Below are 14,833 nucleotides of genomic sequence, written 5' to 3'. Positions count from 1 at the left end.
CGCGCGTCACGCAACCGCCCTCTTCAATCGTTCGATCAGCCGCGCGCGCGCCGGCAACGGATCGCGGCGGCGTTCGAGCAGCACGTCGCGCGCGAGGAAGTGGCCGGTGATCGCCAGCGCCTCAAGCACTTGCGCGCCGTCGGCCGCGCCGCCGTCGCGCAGGAACGCGGGCAGCGGGAACAGCCGCGCCTCATAGCCCGCCGCCGCGGCGCGCGACACTGCCGCACCGCTTTTCGGGCTGACAAAGGCGAGGTCGTCGGTGTCGCCGCTCGCGATGCACGTCGTCAGGTCGAGCCCGAAGCCGAGCTCGGCGAGCAGCAGCAATTCATAGCGCGCCATCGCCGCTGCCCAGCCGCGCGCGCTGGGCGCTGCCTCGATCGCGTCGAGCGCGCCGCCGAGCGCGTCGTAAAGGTACGGGTAGGGCTGCGCCTCCGGGAGCGCGGCGGCGGTGAGCGCGGTGAGCCACTCGAGCCCCGCGGCGGGGAGCGCCGATTCGTGGAGCGCCGCGCGGCTGTACACCAGCTCGCAGGTGAGCGCGGCTAGCTGCTCCTCGGTGCGCGCGCGCCACTCGCCGCGGATCAAATTGCCCGGCTGTAACACAGGCCGCAGCCCGCGGGCGTGACCGCCGCGGACGTAGCCGGGGCGGACGCCATCCTCGCGGGTCAACGCTCGCGCCACCGCACCATGCTCGCCGTGTGCGCGGACCGAGAGCAGGATGGCGTCGACAGTCAGGTGCATGACAATGCCCGTCCGTCATTCCCGCGAAGGCGGGAATCCAGACGCGCAGGTCCGCCGATGGAAACGCGACCGTCAGAGGTTCTAGATTCCCCCCTGCGCGGGAATGACGGACAGGCGGCGAAGCACTCACTTCGCATGATAGAAGTCGTACACCTGCTGCGCGACCGCCGCACTCACGCCCGGTGCTTTGCGCAGATCCTCCAGCGACGCATTCCGCACCGCGCGGCCGGTGCCGAAGTGCATCAGCAGCGCCTTCTTGCGCGCCGGGCCGATCCCCGGCACCTCGTCGAGCGGGCTCGCGCCAATCGCCTTCGCGCGCTTCGCCCGGTGCGCGCCGATCGCGAAGCGGTGGACCTCGTCGCGCAAGCGCTGGAGATAGAACAGCAACGGCGCATTGACCGGCAGCGTCAGCTCGCGCCCGTCCATGAGGTGGAAGACCTCGCGCCCCTCGCGACCGTGATGCGGACCCTTGGCGACCCCGACCAGACAGACGTCCTCGATCCCGAGATCCTCCAGCACCGCCTTGGCGGCGTTGAGCTGCCCGCGCCCGCCGTCGAGCAGCACCAGATCGGGCCAGGTCTCGCCGTCGCGATCGGGGTTCTCCTCCAGCGCGCGCGAGAAGCGACGCGTCAGCACCTCGCGCATCATCGCATAATCGTCGTCGGTCGCGGCCTGCTTGATGTTGAACTTGCGATACTGGCCCTTGCGGAAGCCCTCCGGGCCGGCGACGACCATCGCGCCGAGCGCGTTGGTGCCCTGGATGTGGCTGTTGTCGTAGACTTCGATCCGGTCGGGCGAATCGCCCAGCTCGAACAGCTCCGCCAGCTCGCGATGCAGCCGCGCCTGCGTTGTGCTTTCGGCGAGCCGCCGCTCCAGCGCTTCCTTGGCGTTGCGCGACGCCTGATCGAGCAGCCGCTTGCGCACGCCGCGCTGCGGGACGGTCATCTCGACCTTGCGCCCGGCCTGTTCCGACAGCGCCTCGACCAGCACCTCGGCATCGGGCAGCACGCGGTCGATGAGGATCGTCCGTGCCGGCGGCACCTCCTCATAGAATTGCGCCATGAACTGAGTCAGCACCTCATCCTCGGGCACATCGGCGGTGTGCGCAGGGAAGAAGCTGCGGTGGCCCCAATTCTGCCCGCCGCGGATGAAGAAGGCCTCGATCCCGATCAGCCCTTCGTGGCACGCCAGCGCGAAGATGTCGGCGTCGCCGACCCCCTCGGCATTGATGAACTGCGTGCCCTGGATGAAGGTCAACGCCTTGAGCCGGTCGCGCAGGATCGCGGCCAGCTCGAAGTCCATGTTGGCGGCGGCCGCTTCCATCTGTGCGCCGAGCTTGGCCTGCACATCGGTCGCCTTGCCGGCAAGGAACTTCTTGGAATCGCTGACCAGCTCGGCATAGCCGGCCTCGTCGATCCGCCCGACGCAGGGCGCGGAGCAGCGCTTGATCTGGTACAGCAGGCATGGGCGGTCGCGGGTCTTGAAGAAGCCGTCGGTGCACGACCGCAGCAGGAAAAGTTTCTGGAGCGCGTTGAGCGTGTTGTTGACGCTGCCGGCGCTGGCGAACGGGCCGTAATAATCGCCCTTGGCGCGGCGCGCGCCGCGATGCTTCTGGATGCGCGGAAACTGATGGTCGGCGCGTAAAAGGATGAACGGGAACGACTTATCGTCGCGCAGCAGCACGTTGTACGCAGGGCGGTAGCGTTTGATGAGCTGCGCCTCGAGCAGCAGCGCCTCGGCCTCGTTGTTCGTGGTGACGATGGTCATCGACCGCGTCTGCGCCACCATCCGCTGGAGCCGCTTGGAAAGGCGGTCGACCTGCACGTAATTACCGACACGGTTCTTCAGCGCGCGCGCCTTGCCGACGTACAGCACGTCGCCCTTGGCGTCGTGCATCCGGTAGACGCCGGGCTTGAGCGGCAGCGTCTTGAGCACGTTGCGGATCGCCGCCACTCCGCCTTCCAGATCGGGCGCATCGGCGCCGCGGATCGCGTAGGTGGCCTTTTCCTCGTTGAAGCGGTCGGGGGGGCCGTAGCTGCCTGTCATCCCCCGCGATCTAGGTAGTGTGGCGAGGTGGGGCAACGGGGAGACCGTCGCCCCTGCGCAACCAGAGGCCGATGTCTGTGTCGTGCGTCGCAGGGCCCGACACAGGGAGCGCGCCGCGTGTGTCAGGCCGGGCGCGTCATTCGAAAGATATGGGCCCCTGCTTGCGCAGGGGCGACGGGAGCTTACTTGCCGCCGGCCTTGACCCAGTCGGCGATCTTCTTCTCCAGCACCGGCATCGGCAGCGCGCCCGTGTCGAGCACCTGCGCGTGGAACGTGCGCGGATCGAAACGCGCGCCGAGCTTCTTTTCCGCGTCCGCCTTCACACGCGAGATCGTCAACTGTCCGATCTTGTACGCCAGCGCCTGCCCGGGGATCGCGATGTAGCGCTCGACCTCGGCGGTCGCGTCGGTGCGCGACATCGGCGAGTTGGCGAGCATGTAGTCGATCGCCTGATCGCGGGTCCAACCCTTGGCGTGGATGCCGGTGTCGACCACCAGCCGCATCGCGCGCAGCATCTCGTCGTTGAGCCCGCCCATCCGCTGATACGGATCGGTTTCCATGCCCAGCTGCGGCCACAACGTCTCGGAGTATAGCGCCCAGCCCTCGACATAGGCGGTGTTGCCGCCGAAGCGCATGAACGCGGGCAGCGCATCATTCTCCTGCGCGAGGCTGATCTGGAAGTGATGCCCAGGCACCGCTTCGTGCAGGTAGAGCGTTTCCATTTCCCACATGTAGCGCGTCGGCAGGTCGTACGTATTGTAGTAGAAGACGCCGGGCCGCGAACCGTCGGGGGTACCCGACTGGTACGAACCGCCAGCGTCGGTCTTCTCCTTGAACGCCGGGACCGGACGGATCTCCAGACGCGTCTTGGGAACCAGCGAAAACTGGTCACGCACGCGCATGTCGACGCGGCGACCGATCGCCTCATAGCCTTCGCGGAGTTGCGCTGCCGACGACGGCTGGAAGCGCTTGTCGGTGCGCAGGAAAGTGAAGAATTCAGGGAGCGTGCCCTTGAAGCCGACCTTGGCCTTTTGTGCCTCCATCTCGCGGGTGATTCGCGCGACCTCGGAAAGGCCGAGCTTGTGGACGGCGTCGGCCTTGAGCGGCAGCGTCGTGTTCGACTCGATCAGATAATCGTAGAGCTTGGCCCCACCCGGCATCGCCGACAGCCCGACGCTGTCGCGCGCGACAGGCAGGTAGTCGTTTTGAAGAAAGTCGCGCAGCCGCTGCTGCACCGGGTTCAGCACCTCGGTGATCTGGCGCGTGTAAGCCGTGCGGAACCGTGTCTGGTCGGCCGCCGAAATGTCGTTCGGGAAGGTCTTGACCGGGCCGTAGAACGGCGATGCCTCCACGCCACCCGCGAGCAGATTGTCGAGCTGGCCGATCATGTTACGGACAACCAGCTTGGGCTGGACAATCCCGGTCTTCATGCCTTCGCGGAAGCGCGCGATCGCAGCGTCGATCTGCGCGGCATATTGCGCGTTGCGCTTTAGATTGTTGTCATAATCGGCCACGGTCTTGAACGGCGCCGCGCCCTGCCCCGACGCCAGTTCGGGGTAGAACGTGTGCAGCCCGTAGAAATGATCGAGCGGGCGAACGATCTGGGCAGCGATCAGGTCGGGCGCATAGCCGCGCAGGTTCAGTTCGGCCTGCTGCTTGAACACGTCGTACGCGATCTGGTCGACCGAAGTCAGCTTTGCGCGGTCGATTGTCGCGAGGGTCGCGAGGTCCTGACGCGTCGCCGCTTCTTCTGCTGCAAGGTGGGCGTCGGAGAAGAAGTCGCCGAGCTGGTCCGCATATCGCATGTCGCCGCGGAACAGCGCCTGCACCGGGTTGCGGCGCAGGCTGCCCTCGTCGCTGTCATGGAAGAGCTGGCGGAGCCGCGCGTCGGCGCTGGCGGGCACGGTAGTCCGGGCAGCGGGTGCCTGCGCCATCGTGGGCGCGGCGGCCGAGGCGAGCAGCAAGGCGGCGGTGATCGAGAAACGCATCGTCGGGCTTCCTTCGGGTCAGATGACGCTCGACCGATCCGTCATTGCGAGCGTGGCGAAACCATCCAGGACGTCCTGACCCGGCACTGGATTGCTTCGCTCCGCTCGCAATGACGAAAGAAGGTTCCTTGTCAACGCTGTGGGGGGGGGGGGGCCGATGTCGTCAGTGGCAGGAGAGCTGGCGCGAAGGGGCCAGACGCCAAAACGAAAACGGGCGCCATGGGCGCCCGCTCCGTTCCGTCCTCGAAGACCATCAGGTCAGTTGAGACGGCCCACCCCGGAGATTGCGCGGTCGACCAGCGCACGATCGGCCCCGGCGTCATGGCGCTCGGCGATCAGCGCCGCGGCAGCAGCGGTTGCGGCTTCGGCGGTACGCGCGCGAACCTCGGCGATCGCGGCGCGCTCGGCGGCCGCGATCTTATCCTCGGCCATGCGCGTGCGACGCTCCATCAGCGCCTCGGTGTCGTGCTTGGCCTTGGCGAGAATTTCGGCCGCCTCGTGATGCGCATTGTCGCGCATCTTGGCGGCGTCTGCCTCGGCACCGCGGGCACGAGCGGCATATTCGTCGCGCAGTGCCTCGGCTTCCTTGCGGAGCGAGGCGGCCTCGTCGAGCTGGTGGCGAATTTCGCCGATGCGCTTGTCGAGCATCGCACCAATCGCCGCCGGCACCTTCCACACGACCATGCCGATCAACACGACCAAAGCGGCGATGCCGACCCAGCCGGTATCGTTGAGGCCAAGCGCCGTCGGTGCAGCGTGCAACTCGCCATCGCCCGCGCTGGTGCCGGCGGCGTGAATGCCGCTGCCGTTCGCCATGTCCTGATGCTCGAGCGGTTGCGCCTCGAGATCCTGCGCCAGCGTCGAAGAGGGATTAGCCATGATTCAGCTGCCTGCGGACCGCCTCGTTGGCGGCGTCCGTGGGGATCGCGACGCCGGACAGGCGCTGCACCAGCTCCTGCGCGGCTTCGGTCGCGATCGTCTGTACGTTGACCATCGCCGCCGCCTTGGCATTGCCGATGGCGACGTCGTGATGCGCGATGCGCTCGGCAAGATCGGCGTCCGCGCTGCGCAGCTGCGCCTCGGCAGCGGCCTGAGCCTTCGCCTTGGCGGCAGCCACTTCGGCCTGTGCCGTGGCGCGCGCCGCGTCCATGTCGGCATTCCATGCCGCCTCGGTCCGGTCGGCCTCGACCCGCGCCGTTTCGGCGCTGGCAAGGTCCTGCGCGATCTTCGATTCGCGCAGCTCCATCACGCCCTGCACCCTTGGCACCATCATCTTGCCGATCCCGAAATACAGGATGCCGAAGGTGATGAGCAGCCAGAAGAGCTGCGAGGCATAGGTGGCGGCGATCTGACTGATTTGGGGCATGGTGATCCGCTTCCTAGGTCAGCCCCGCCCGACGCGGGCGGGGCCATGTCGTCGGCGTAGTTACGCGACGAACACCAGGATGATCATCGTCACGAAGGCGAGCAGGCCCAGAAGCTCGGCACCGGCGAAGCCGATGAACAGGCGACCCTGCTGGCCGTCGGCGGCACCCGGGTTGCGCAGCGCGCCTTCGAGGAAGGCGGCAAACACGTTGCCCACGCCCAGCGCGGCGATGCCCATGCCGATCGCAGCGAGACCGGCGCCGAGCAGCTTGGCGGCGTTTGCGTCCATGATAATAACTCCCGTTGAAACTCAGTGGTGGAAAAGGAAACTCAGTGCAGGTTGACCGCGTCGTTCAGATAGACGCTGGTCAGCAGCGCGAAGACGTACGCCTGGATCGCCGCGACCAGCAGCTCTAGCAGCGTGATGCCGATCATCAGCACGAAGCTGGGCAGCGACACGATCGCGATATAGCCCGGCCCGAGATTGATGCCGTTGATGACGAACGCCGCCAGCACCTTGAGCAAAATGTGCCCTGCGGTCATCGCGACGAACAGTCGCAGACCCAGCGAGAACGGGCGGACGAGGAAGCTCAGCAGCTCGACGACGAAGATCAGCGGGATCATCGGCAGCGGGGTGCCGTGCGGCACGAACAGGCTGAAGAAGTGGAAGCCGTGCTTGCCGAAGCCGACGATCAGCACGATCGCGAAGCTGATGATCGCCAGCACGCCGGTGACGGTCAGATGGCTGGTGACCGTAAACGGATGCAGCCCGAACACGCCGACCGGCATCAGGCCCAGCACGTTGGCGAACAGGATGAACATGAACAGCGAAAAGACGTAGGGGACGAAGCGCTTGCCCTCCGGACCAACGTTCGAGGTCAGCATGTTCTGGACAAAGCCAGTGAAGCCCTCCACCGCCGCCTGCCAGCGGCCGGGGACCAGCTCACGCTTCATCCCGCCGAGCATGAACAGCCACAGCGCGACCAACGTGATGACCATCCACAGCGCCGAATTGGTGAAGGACAGATCATAGCCGCCCACGATCCAGGGCCGACCGAGCAGAGGCTCGATCAGGAACTGGTGCATCGGATCGATCTTGCCGCCTTCTGCCGCCACTGCGAGGTTCCCGTTTCTCACATACGTCAAGCGCCCGGATCGCCCGGGCGCCTGCTCGTCAACCGAATGATTTGCCTGAACGCCACCGCGATTCCGAGGAACAGCATGACGATCAGTCCCCAGGGCGCGGTGCCGATCCAGCGGTCGATACACCAGCCGATCAGCGCCGATCCGACCAGACTTCCGATCAGGGCGGCGAGTACGCGATTGCCGAGCGAATACCCTGCATCCGCGTCGTTACGTACCGTTCCCTGCCGAATCGCTTCGTCCCGGCGCGCCTGTTCCAGTCGACGATCGAGCTGGGTCAGGCGCGGGTCGTCCGCGTCGTGGAAATCCCGTCCGGAACCGTTCTCCGCCACGCAGCCACCCTCACCCTGGTTATTTCTCGCCGGGGACACGGGTGCGCGCAAGCGGCGAGCAGCCCCGCCAAGGCAGGGTCCGGTTAGACGGGGGGTCCGGGGGTGTCAACCGTTGCGAACGCCCGTCGGTCCCGGGAAGCCCCGCCGTCGCTAGTGCGCAGGCAGGAGCCTATGGCTGTGGCGTGCCGGGAGACTTTTGACACAAGGCGGGCAGCGTATGTGTCAGACCGCAGCGACGCACGACGCAGACATGGCCCCTGCCTGCGCAGGGGCGACGGGATCGAGGGGGCCGCCTTCGGCCCGCTCTCCTGTCAGACGCAGCGGGGGTCGCGTTGCGGGGCGCCGGCGCCGCGCGTCTCCCACGAACCGTCCGGCGTGCGATACTTCTCGCCCGGCCTGGTCTGTGCAATCAGGTTGCAGCCGCTGGTGAAGGCGAGTTGCTCGACGGTCGCGCCCGACGCTTGCGCCTTTTGCGTGTAGGCCGCCTTCCGCTGGATGTTGATGTTGCTGACGAGGGCGCGCAGCGACGCCGAGCCGCTGCCGACAACGCCGAGATAACCGTCGGGCTGCTCGCCGATCTCGCCCGCTGCACGCGCAGCCGCATAGGCCGGGTCGCGCTGCGCCCAAGCGGCAACCGGCACTGCGACCGCAGCCAGCGCAGCGATCAGGACAAGGCTCTTCATACGCATGGCTTAGAAAATCCCCGGGTTTTGCTGGATCAGCGACTTGGCGTCATTGTCGAGACGGTACACCACTTCCTGCGTCACGTTGATGTTGAGATTGATCTGGATCGGCTTGTCGGGGGCGGAGATGTTCACACATCCTCCCAATCCGCCGGCCAGCGTCAACATCGCCATCAGAGCATAGGTTGTAGGGCGCATCGCGTTCGTCAATCCTGTTGCCGTCATGGTACATTCTCGCTTGCGGGCGGCTGAACGCCCGTTTTTCGGTTCTGCTCGTCGATCAAGGCCTGCAGGTTGCGCTTCACAAGCCGCTGCGGGTCGTAGAAGCTCGCCGCCGAATCGATCAGCCCGCGGAACGGCGCGCGGATCGTGATGTTGAAGCGGATCGGCAGGCGGGTCAGCCGGCGGAGCAGGAAGTTGCTTTTCGCCCCCGCGCCCTGCTTGATCCCGGTGAAGCTGACGCCGGTCACCATCTCGCCCGCCAGCGGCCCGTTCATCTGCACGTCGAGACTGCGATAGGTCAGCGAACGCAGCGACTGGAAAGCGAGGTTGCCCCAGACGCCGAGATCCTTCTTGGTCAGCTCGCCCAGATAGGCGATCGACCCGCCACCCTCGCGCGCGGTCAACCGCCCACCCGCGATCCGGCCGCCCTGCTCGTCAAAGATCATCGGCAGCACGCCGTCAAACGTGCCGGTAGCGTTGAGGTTTGAGAAATCGAACTGCTGCAGGAACTTGCCCGCATCCATGCCGTCGACGCGAAACGTCATCCGCCGTGCGGCCTCTGCGCCGAAATCCAGAACGGTCGGGTCAAGGGTCAGCGTGCCGCCCGCGAACGGCCAGCGCGCCGTCTGGACCTGCACCTTTAGATCGGGAAGCAGCCGGTAGATGATGCGCCCGTCGGTGACGGCGATGCCGGGATTGATCGAAGCGACGGTCGCGACCTGATCGGGGGCGCTCACCAGCCCGAGCAGGTCGGTGAAGCGGATCGTCCCCGCAAGCCCCGTCACCGGGCCGAACGCGGCGGCGAGGTTCATCGCATCGGTCGAAAAGGTGCCGGTGCTGTCGACCCCGCGCGGTGTCCAGCGAATCTCCCCCTGCCCGCGCATCGTGCCCGAGACGTCGGCGATCACCCCGAAGGTCAGTCGCGTCAGTAGCTCGGGCTGGAAACCCTTGGCAAAGGTTAGGCCGGGCACCGCCAGCGTCGCCGCACCGCTGCCCTGCGACAGGCGGTGATCGATCGTCACCTTCGCGACCGGGGTGTTGGTGGTCGGCTCGATCAGATCGCCGGTCGCGCGGATCGCGTCGCCGTCGAGCGCAAAGGCGATGTCGCGCGCGGCCATCGGCTGAAAACGCGGCGTTGCGGCAGTGTCAGCGACCCGCAACGCGCCATGCAGCGTCAGCCGTCGGCCATCGAACCGCCAGTTTCCCTCGCCGGCGCTCATCAACAGCGGTACCGTGCCGATCTGCCCGCCGCCACCCGCGAACGTGCCTTGCGCTCCGCTGCCCACGACCCGACCTGCGAGGCGGGTCGCCGCGATCCGGGTGGTGCCGATCGTCGTCGCGACATCGGTCAGCACGAAGCCGCGCTCGGCCAGCGCCAGCATCGCCCCGGCGGTTTCGAGCCGGAACGCCGATCCGCCAAGCGTCCCGTCGAGCCGGGTCGCGCCGAGCCGCGCCCCGCCGCTCACCCCGCCAGACCTGACCGCGACCAGCGCCGCGCCGATGGGGCACAGTCGCAACGCGGCGCGATCGAGCCTCAGGCTGGAGACCGCCAGCCGCTCGAACCCGATCGGTGTGCAGTCGCGGTTGACGGTCAATTGCCCGCGCCGATCCCATAGTGCGGCGATCGGCACGCGCAGCCGCTCGACCCGTCCGCCCGCCAGCGGGCCGCTGAGCGTCGCCTCGGTCGTGATGCGCGTCGGGCCCTGCCCGCCGGTCGTGAAGCGCACCGGCGTCAGCGACAGCGCCGCACCATCGCGCGCATAAGGCGCGATCTGCGCCGACCCACTGATCGCCGCGCCCGGTGCCGGTTGTGCGATTCGCATCGTCGCGCTGGGCAGCCCGCCGCCGCCCAGCGTCAGCCGTCCGGCAAGCTGCACGCCATCCGGGTGTCCGACCGTTACCGCACCATCGTCGAGCGCCGCGTGCGCCCCCGTCGCGGCGGTGACGCGACCGCGCTCGATCGTCAGCAGCGTGCGGTCGCCGGTCGTCAGCGCCAGTTCGGCGACGACCTGCATGTCGCGACTCGCGCGCGCCGCGTCGCGCGCCGCACCCGCCACCAGCGGCGCGACCGGCAGCCCCGCCGCGACGGCGCCAAGGGTCGCCATCGCGCGCTGCCGCGCGGCGGCCAGTGCGACATGCTGCGCGGTGAGCCGCCCCGCCAGCGTCGCGCGCCCGTTCGACAGTCGCCACTGACCGTGCCAGTCGGTCGCGCCACTGCTCGCCGTCACTGTCTGCACACCATCGACCATCGCGGTCCCAACCCCGGAGGTGCGGGCAGCGTCGCCGCGGAAGCGCGTTGCGAGATTAACGTTGCGAAGCGTCGCCGCCGGGCTCCGGACCCGCGCCGCCGTCACCTGCGCCCGCCCGAACCAGCGGTCTAAGTGCGGCGACAGCCCGAGATCGAGATCCCCCGCCATCGCCTGTGCCACCACGCCTTTGCACGCGATGGTGGACGCTCTTGCCGGTCCGGCGACGCGTGGGGCGGTTGCGGTCACGCGCAGCGCCATGTCGGTCTGAAGCCCACCGATCCGGCAGCCTGCCACCGTCAGGAGCGGCGCCGTCGCAGCGAGCCGCCCGCGAAAGCCGTCGTTGAGCCGTCCGCGCCCGCTCAGCCGTAACGCAGCAGTTCCATAAGGCGTGTCGAGCGCAATCCGTGCATCGGCGACATCGACGTCGAGCGCGGGAAGCGTCAGCGGTCCGCCGGAGGACGGCGGCAACAACCGGTCGATCGTCCCCAACGAGAGCTTGCCATCGCGCAGCCGCGCAGCGACGCGGACGTGCCCGGCGCGCGTCGCGATCAGCTTTGGCCCCGACAGCGTCAGATCGGTCTGCGTCTCGATCCAGTCTGCGACCAGATCGGGGTGCGCCGGATCGCCGATCACGACATCGGTCAGCCTTTGGCGGCCCAGCCCCAGATCGGCGATATGGTAGCGCGCGGGCACGCCCTTGGCTGCCAGTTCCTTGTCGATCACCCGCGTCGCAATCGGTACGCGCGACAGCCACAACCCGCCGCCCGCCGCGAGCGCCACGACCGATACCGCCATCGCCATGCGCCGGCCTGCGTCGCTCACGCGCGCCCTGTCGGTTGCTGGCCTGCTTCGGTCATCGTCTCGCTGTCATAGGGCAGCATGCGCGAGCCGCGCAATTGCGCGGTGGGGCGAACCGACCTAGTCCGGCGCGCATGGCCGACAACGAGACGCGCACGATGGATGCGAAGGGACACCGCGCCCGGCTGCGCGCGCGCCTGCTCGCCGACCCCGACGGGCTGCTCGACCATGAATTGCTCGAATATCTGCTCGCGCTCGCGATCCCCCGACAAGATACCAAGCCGCTCGCCAAGGCGTTGCTGCGTGAGTTCGGGGGTTTGCCGGGCGTGTTCGCGGCCGATGCCGCGGCGCTGGCGCGCGTTCCCGGGATGGGTGAGACCAGCGCCGCGGCGGTCCGCGTCGCTCACGCCACCGCAATCCGGCTGGTCCGCACCCGCACGCGCGAAGCGCCGGTGTTGGCGAACTGGCAGGCGCTGTCCGATTATCTTCATGCCGATATGGCGCATGACATGGTCGAACGGTTCCGCGTTCTGCATCTGAATACGCGCAACATGCTCGTGCGTGACGAGATAATGGCGCGCGGAACGATCGACGAAGCGGCGGTGCACGTGCGCGAGGTCATCAAGCGCGCGCTCGATTTCGGGTCGGCGGCGTTGATCCTCGTCCACAATCATCCGTCGGGCGATCCGTCGCCGAGCCGCGCCGACATCGACATCACCCGCGCGATCGTCGCGGCGGGCAAGCCGCTGAATATCGCGGTCCACGATCATCTGATCGTCGGGCTCAACGGGCAGGTCAGCCTGCGTGCCAAGGGGCTGATCTGACGATCAGGGCAGCAGGAACGTGCCCTCGATCACGGTGATGCAAGTACCGCTGAGCACCACCCGCGCACCGTCGAGGCGACAACCGAGGCGTCCGCCACGTGCGCTGGCCTGATATGCCGAAAAGCTGTCTCGCCCCAAGCGCACCGCCCAATACGGCACGATCACCGCGTGGGCGCCGCCGGTGACGGGATCCTCGGGAATGCCGAAGGCGGGGGTGAACGCCCGGCTGACGATATCGCTGGTATCGCCGGGAGCGGTGACGATCACGAGCAGCCGTCCTTGTGCGGCAAGCGCCGCCTGATCGGGCGAGCAGGCGCGCACCGCCGCCTCGTCGGCCAGCACAGCGACGGCATAGCCGCCGTCGTGCCACAGGGTCTCGACCGCATCGACACGCAACGAGGCGACGATCGCGGGCATGTCGCGTGGCGCAGGTGCAAGGGCCGGCAGCGACAGCGCGTAGCCAGCGCCGTCGCGCGTCACTTCCAGCACCCCCGACTGCCGCGTGCGGAATCGCACCGCATCGCGGTCGGGATCGGAGGCGAGCACGACATGCCCGGCGGCAAGCGTCGCATGGCCGCACAGCGCGATCTCCGCCGCCGGCGTGAACCAACGCAGTTCATAGTCGGCCGCGCCGCCGGCATCGGAGACCAGAAAAGCGGTTTCCGACAGATTGTTCTCCTGCGCGATTCGCAGCAGCGTCGCGTCGTCGAGCCATGACGGCAGCGGCATCACCGCCGCCGGATTGCCACCGAACGCCTGCGCCGCGAAGGCATCGACCTGCGTGAACGGGATGCGCATCGCGGCGGCTCTTACAGGCGCTTCGAGAACCAGTGTGGCGTCACGTCCGCCTCGACCAGCGGATTGTCGGTATCGATATGACCTTCGGGATCGAGGTGGATCAGCGTCTCGACGCGCGGGAAGGTTTCGCGCAGCGCGCATTCCACTCGCTCTACAATGTCATGCGCGTCGCGCACCGAGAGACTGGCGTCGACCTCCATGTGAAATTGCGCGAAGTCGTGGCTGCCGGCACGGCGCGTGCGGAAGTCGTGGATGCCGCGGATGCCCGGCTGGCGCGCGGCGACCTCGACGAAGGCGGCGCGCTGCGCCTCGGGCCATTCCTTGTCCATCAGCATGTCGATCGCCTGGCTCGACGCCTGGAACGCACCCCATGCCAGCCACGCGGCGATCGCGATCCCGAACACCGGGTCGGCGCCCGAGATACCGACATACTGGTCGAGCACCAGCGCCGCGATCACCGCGACGTTGAGCAGCATATCCGACTGATAATGGACGTTATCGGCCATGATCGCGATCGAGCCGGTCTGGCGGATGATGCTGCGCTGATAGGCGAGCAGCGCGAACGTGGCGACGATCGCCGCTATCGAAACGCCGATCCCCAGCCCGGCATCCTCGTTGGCGACCGGATCGGAAAAGCGCCGGATCGCCTGCACCGCGATCCCGATCGCCGACGCCGTGATGAGCACGACCTGGAACAGCGCGGCCAGTGCCTCCGCCTTGCCATGCCCGAAGCGGTGATCGTGGTCGGCAGGCTCGGCGGCGAGCTTCACACCATATAGCGTCACGAGGCTGGCGAGCAGGTCGAGTCCGGTATCGGCAAGGCTGCCTAGCATCGCGATCGATCCGGTATGCCACGCGGCATAGCCCTTTACGATCAGCAGGGTGCAGGCCATCGCCACGCTCGCCAGCGCGGCGCGCATCGCGAGCGGAATGATGCGGCGGCGTTCGTCGCGGGTCATGGGAACAGCAGTCCTTCAGTCCATCCGCCCTGTCCGTCCGGCGTGAAGATGCGTCGTTCGTGCAGCCGGTGCGCGCGGTCGTGCCAGAATTCGAAATGATCGGGCGTGACGCGGTAGCCGCCCCAATGTGGCGGTCGCGGCACGTCATGCCCGTCAAAGCGCGCCTTCATTTCTTCAAAACGCGCCTCGAACGTCGCGCGCTCGTCGAGCGGTCGCGATTGCTCCGATGCCCAGGCGCCAAGTTGCGAATCACGCCCGCGGCTGGCGAAATAGGCGTCGCTTTCCGCATCGCTGGCGAGGCTGATCGCGCCTTCGATGCGGATCTGCCGACGCAGGGACTTCCAGTGGAAGAGCAACGCCGCCTGTGCATTGGCCGCCAGATCGCCCGCCTTCCGGCTGCCGCGGTTGGTGTAGAAGACGAAGCCGTCCGGCCCATGCCCCTTCAGCAGCACCATCCGCACTGACGGTCGCCCGTGCGCATCCGCGGTGGCCAGCGCCATCGCGTTGGAGTCGTTCAGCTCACTCTCGCGCGCCTCGGCGAACCAGCGGTCGAACAGGGAAAAAGGATCGTCGGCCATGCCGGCGCTCTTACCGCCATCGGATCGAAAGGTCATCATTGTCGTCGGCACCGCCTAGACACAGATCAACCGGCGGAACCGTGTCCCCGCCCGGCGATTGAATCGCTCTC

At 67.6% G+C, this 14,833-nt stretch carries 15 protein-coding genes; 1 reads left to right on the top strand and 14 read right to left on the bottom strand.

Going from position 1 to position 14,833, the window contains the following annotated elements:
• Positions 1–6: 6 nt before the first annotated feature.
• The 11 genes from recO to ACI2JO_RS18270 form a co-directional block, all read right to left on the bottom strand.
• Entirely contained in the window at positions 7–738 is a 732-nt protein-coding gene (recO, locus tag ACI2JO_RS18320) for a DNA repair protein RecO (RefSeq protein WP_404722041.1), read from the bottom strand.
• Between the two features lie 126 nt (positions 739–864).
• The gene (uvrC, locus tag ACI2JO_RS18315; RefSeq protein WP_404722040.1) at positions 865–2,784 is read right to left on the bottom strand and encodes an excinuclease ABC subunit UvrC; all 1,920 of its coding nucleotides are present in this window, start codon (positions 2,782–2,784) and stop codon (positions 865–867) included.
• Positions 2,785–2,966: 182 nt separating this feature from the next.
• A complete protein-coding gene (locus ACI2JO_RS18310) occupies positions 2,967–4,772 on the bottom strand; it encodes a DUF885 domain-containing protein (protein ID WP_404722039.1) in 1,806 nt (601 codons plus the stop codon).
• A gap of 258 nt (positions 4,773–5,030) precedes the next feature.
• Positions 5,031–5,651 carry a hypothetical protein gene (locus ACI2JO_RS18305; RefSeq protein WP_404722038.1) on the bottom strand — a complete coding sequence of 207 codons (621 nt, stop codon included), beginning with the start codon at positions 5,649–5,651 and terminating at the stop codon, positions 5,031–5,033.
• Positions 5,644–6,138: an ATPase gene (locus ACI2JO_RS18300; RefSeq protein WP_404722037.1), complete on the bottom strand. Its 495-nt coding sequence runs from the start codon at positions 6,136–6,138 to the stop codon at positions 5,644–5,646. Before ACI2JO_RS18300 ends, ACI2JO_RS18305 begins: the two co-directional genes overlap by 8 nt.
• Positions 6,139–6,198: 60 nt before the next feature.
• Positions 6,199–6,426: a F0F1 ATP synthase subunit C gene (locus ACI2JO_RS18295; RefSeq protein WP_019515901.1), complete on the bottom strand. Its 228-nt coding sequence runs from the start codon at positions 6,424–6,426 to the stop codon at positions 6,199–6,201.
• A gap of 41 nt (positions 6,427–6,467) precedes the next feature.
• A complete protein-coding gene (locus ACI2JO_RS18290) occupies positions 6,468–7,253 on the bottom strand; it encodes a F0F1 ATP synthase subunit A (protein WP_404722036.1) in 786 nt (261 codons plus the stop codon).
• A gap of 26 nt (positions 7,254–7,279) precedes the next feature.
• A complete protein-coding gene (locus tag ACI2JO_RS18285) occupies positions 7,280–7,612 on the bottom strand; it encodes an AtpZ/AtpI family protein (RefSeq protein WP_404722035.1) in 333 nt (110 codons plus the stop codon).
• A gap of 311 nt (positions 7,613–7,923) precedes the next feature.
• Positions 7,924–8,295 carry a YdbL family protein gene (locus ACI2JO_RS18280; RefSeq protein ID WP_404722034.1) on the bottom strand — a complete coding sequence of 124 codons (372 nt, stop codon included), beginning with the start codon at positions 8,293–8,295 and terminating at the stop codon, positions 7,924–7,926.
• Positions 8,296–8,304: 9 nt separating this feature from the next.
• Positions 8,305–8,493, bottom strand: coding sequence for a YnbE family lipoprotein (locus tag ACI2JO_RS18275; protein ID WP_404722033.1), 189 nt, complete (start codon positions 8,491–8,493; stop codon positions 8,305–8,307).
• A gap of 23 nt (positions 8,494–8,516) precedes the next feature.
• Entirely contained in the window at positions 8,517–11,588 is a 3,072-nt protein-coding gene (locus tag ACI2JO_RS18270) for a YdbH domain-containing protein (protein WP_404722032.1), read from the bottom strand.
• 110 nt (positions 11,589–11,698) lie between these two features.
• Between ACI2JO_RS18270 and radC the strand changes: the two genes are divergently transcribed.
• A complete protein-coding gene (gene radC, locus ACI2JO_RS18265) occupies positions 11,699–12,388 on the top strand; it encodes a DNA repair protein RadC (protein WP_404722031.1) in 690 nt (229 codons plus the stop codon).
• 3 nt (positions 12,389–12,391) lie between these two features.
• Here the strand turns inward: radC and ACI2JO_RS18260 are convergent, their stop codons facing one another.
• The 3 genes from ACI2JO_RS18260 to pdxH are packed head-to-tail and all read right to left on the bottom strand — an operon-like array spanning position 12,392 to position 14,723.
• Entirely contained in the window at positions 12,392–13,186 is a 795-nt protein-coding gene (locus ACI2JO_RS18260) for a PhzF family phenazine biosynthesis protein (protein ID WP_404722030.1), read from the bottom strand.
• Positions 13,187–13,197: 11 nt separating this feature from the next.
• Positions 13,198–14,145 carry a cation diffusion facilitator family transporter gene (locus tag ACI2JO_RS18255; RefSeq protein ID WP_404722029.1) on the bottom strand — a complete coding sequence of 316 codons (948 nt, stop codon included), beginning with the start codon at positions 14,143–14,145 and terminating at the stop codon, positions 13,198–13,200.
• Complete coding sequence (gene pdxH / locus ACI2JO_RS18250; RefSeq protein WP_404722028.1) at positions 14,142–14,723, bottom strand: pyridoxamine 5'-phosphate oxidase; 582 nt, start codon at positions 14,721–14,723, stop codon at positions 14,142–14,144. The genes ACI2JO_RS18255 and pdxH overlap by 4 nt, the downstream gene beginning before the upstream one ends.
• Positions 14,724–14,833 lie beyond the last annotated feature (110 nt).

It is taken from the genome of Sphingomonas sp. NPDC079357 (assembly GCF_044901155.1).
Lineage (GTDB): Bacteria > Pseudomonadota > Alphaproteobacteria > Sphingomonadales > Sphingomonadaceae > Sphingomonas.
The sequence above is the reverse complement of the archived record's forward strand: the minus strand, read 5'-3'. Positions and strand labels throughout refer to the sequence as shown.

What these genes read in the sequence shown, in the direction of transcription:
- recO (WP_404722041.1), bottom strand. Translation starts at nt 738, where the DNA reads ATGCACCTGACTGTCGACGCCATCCTGCTCTCGGTCCGCGCACACGGC.
- uvrC (WP_404722040.1), bottom strand. Translation starts at nt 2,784, where the DNA reads ATGACAGGCAGCTACGGCCCCCCCGACCGCTTCAACGAGGAAAAGGCC.
- ACI2JO_RS18310 (WP_404722039.1), bottom strand. Translation starts at nt 4,772, where the DNA reads ATGCGTTTCTCGATCACCGCCGCCTTGCTGCTCGCCTCGGCCGCCGCG.
- ACI2JO_RS18305 (WP_404722038.1), bottom strand. Translation starts at nt 5,651, where the DNA reads ATGGCTAATCCCTCTTCGACGCTGGCGCAGGATCTCGAGGCGCAACCG.
- ACI2JO_RS18300 (WP_404722037.1), bottom strand. Translation starts at nt 6,138, where the DNA reads ATGCCCCAAATCAGTCAGATCGCCGCCACCTATGCCTCGCAGCTCTTC.
- ACI2JO_RS18295 (WP_019515901.1), bottom strand. Translation starts at nt 6,426, where the DNA reads ATGGACGCAAACGCCGCCAAGCTGCTCGGCGCCGGTCTCGCTGCGATC.
- ACI2JO_RS18280 (WP_404722034.1), bottom strand. Translation starts at nt 8,295, where the DNA reads ATGAAGAGCCTTGTCCTGATCGCTGCGCTGGCTGCGGTCGCAGTGCCG.
- ACI2JO_RS18275 (WP_404722033.1), bottom strand. Translation starts at nt 8,493, where the DNA reads ATGCGCCCTACAACCTATGCTCTGATGGCGATGTTGACGCTGGCCGGC.
- radC (WP_404722031.1), top strand. Translation starts at nt 11,699, where the DNA reads ATGGCCGACAACGAGACGCGCACGATGGATGCGAAGGGACACCGCGCC.
- ACI2JO_RS18260 (WP_404722030.1), bottom strand. Translation starts at nt 13,186, where the DNA reads ATGCGCATCCCGTTCACGCAGGTCGATGCCTTCGCGGCGCAGGCGTTC.
- ACI2JO_RS18255 (WP_404722029.1), bottom strand. Translation starts at nt 14,145, where the DNA reads ATGACCCGCGACGAACGCCGCCGCATCATTCCGCTCGCGATGCGCGCC.
- pdxH (WP_404722028.1), bottom strand. Translation starts at nt 14,723, where the DNA reads ATGGCCGACGATCCTTTTTCCCTGTTCGACCGCTGGTTCGCCGAGGCG.